The organism is Furfurilactobacillus milii, assembly GCF_009863985.1.
In the GTDB taxonomy this organism is placed as follows: Bacteria; Bacillota; Bacilli; order Lactobacillales; family Lactobacillaceae; genus Furfurilactobacillus; species Furfurilactobacillus milii_A.
Genome location: NZ_WEZT01000051.1, coordinates 1 through 1921, shown reverse-complemented (window position 1 = coordinate 1921; position 1921 = coordinate 1). Strand labels below are relative to the sequence as shown.

2 protein-coding genes and 1 pseudogene are annotated in these 1921 nt (G+C 39.3%); all 3 read right to left on the bottom strand.

What is annotated here, in order from left to right; translation table 11 throughout:
• Nucleotides 1–80 precede the first annotated feature (80 nt).
• Nucleotides 81–503 (bottom strand): hypothetical protein, encoded by a 423-nt coding sequence (locus GB992_RS11650; protein ID WP_162855697.1) that lies wholly within the window; start codon nt 501–503, stop codon nt 81–83.
• Nucleotides 504–720: 217 nt separating this feature from the next.
• A complete protein-coding gene (locus GB992_RS11385; protein WP_161002547.1) occupies nt 721–1389 on the bottom strand; it encodes a DUF5710 domain-containing protein in 669 nt (222 codons plus the stop codon).
• Between the two features lie 131 nt (nt 1390–1520).
• Nucleotides 1521–1826, bottom strand: a pseudogene (gene rhuM / locus GB992_RS11380) (RhuM family protein); the annotation flags it as partial.
• Between the last annotated feature and the right edge of the window lie 95 nt (nt 1827–1921).

The following is a 1921-nucleotide window of genomic DNA, read 5'->3' as shown; positions in this document are numbered from 1 at the left end:
ATTAACCAGCGACCGCTTAAAATACTCGACTGGCAAACACCGTATCAGGTTATGCTGACAAATTTGTCCAAAAATTCGGATTAAATTTGCAATCTACCACAAGTTGAATCCACGTGACCTTGGTCTAGCTCCGACCTGCCATTATCGTTCGTGTAAAACTCTAGGTTGTCCATTGGGTAACTGGCCATTTCTTGTGGTGTTTTAGCACCCCATGTCTGCAAATAAGCAAGCATGTACCAGTCATTGTCTGTCAATTGTGCTGCTAGTTGGCTGTTGGTATCGCTGCTACTACTTGAACTAGATGCTGTGCTAGATGAGGACTGTTGACTGCTGGAACCGGACTGTTTCGACTGGTCAGTAGAGGCCTTTTTAGATGTCTTAGACACTTTACTGGACGTGTCTTTATTGCCTCCAGAATGCGCCGAACTATGCCCAGAATTGCTACATGCGGCTAAGCTAAGTGATGCCAACAGGGTAACGGATAATGCAATTGCTTTTTTCATGATAATCTCCTAAATAATTGTTATGTATGAGGATGAGCGACACCACCATGGTTAAAAAATTCTAAAAAATGAAATGAGGAACCGGCGGGTAGTGGTCAACTCCGGTAAAGAGTGTCGTTTTTGAATAGGTGTTGAGGTCATCGATTTGATGGCGCCTTTCTTAGTGCAATCAAGCTAGTTTTTAGTACCCTTGTGCATCCCCTCAGAACTGAGTTTGCTATTGCGGTATTGTGTAGTCAGTTAATGAAAACTTTGAACGAATTACTTCTGTATGGCTAAGCAAATTAGTTTGCGGACTAGCTTGTACATTAGGTTCAAAGAGTATAGGTAAGTCACCTTTGAGTAGCGGAATTTCTTCCAAGAAAAGTTCTTGTTCGCTGTTAATTCCTAAAGGTTCTTCAGTTAGACCATAGACAAAGTGATCGCCTTGCAGTGCCCCACAGTTGGAGCAGGTATTAGCCAAGTAAGTAGAGTTCACCGCTTGAGAATAAGCAGCTTTGATATGGTAATTACTTTCTGCATGTTGAACTAGTTGAGTTGGAATGAATTTCTCTGCTGATGACCAAGGAATAATCATTAAATCGATTCCAAAATCATTTAGTAAATCTAAGCGTTCAGTAACAAATATCATATTGTTATGTTGAATTCCAACTCCTGAGACCATAGTTTTTTCACCGCAGCGCCAACATTCCATTTTGGCACTTACTATTCCGAGAGAATTGGTTATTACAACGTCAGTATTAATCCACTTAGCAAATCGATAATAGTATTTAGGATTGGTGGCATACCAGAACTTCTCGTTGTGGTTCCAACGAGCGAACAATGATTTTACCTCTTCCTTGTCAGCATATGGAACGTTAAGCCTTAAGTACCTTTCATCAGCCAATATGAACGCCTTCTTTTTGTTTGAAAAGTATGTGAGTAACGAATAAACGTTATCATGACAGCCGATAAAGCTGTTTTAAACTACTGCTCTGGACAACAGACTGATCAACGGAATACACCCCGGTTGGGACACTAGTTATTTTTCTCGTTGTTGATAATTTTTTTAACTTGCTTGTCAAAATCAGATTCTATTTTTTGAGTTTTATTAAACTTCTCGTATTCAAGTGATGCCTTTTCTTTGGCTTTACCCATTGAAACAGAACCGTTGTCGGGAAGTATTTTATATTCCTGGAATGACAAGAAGCGATCTATGCTATCTGAAAATTCCGTCATAGTAAACGCATTCCGTCGTTCTATTAGTCCCTCAATATAATCAAAATAGCTTGAAACACTACGCTCTAATTGGCGTATCTCATCTTGATTAAGATAGTTTTTGGATTGAAGTCAATATTTGAGACAGGTTTTAAGAGACATTCAGAACCGCGTTTACCTTCCACAGCTCAAATAAATCATTAATCGTGATTAATAACTTA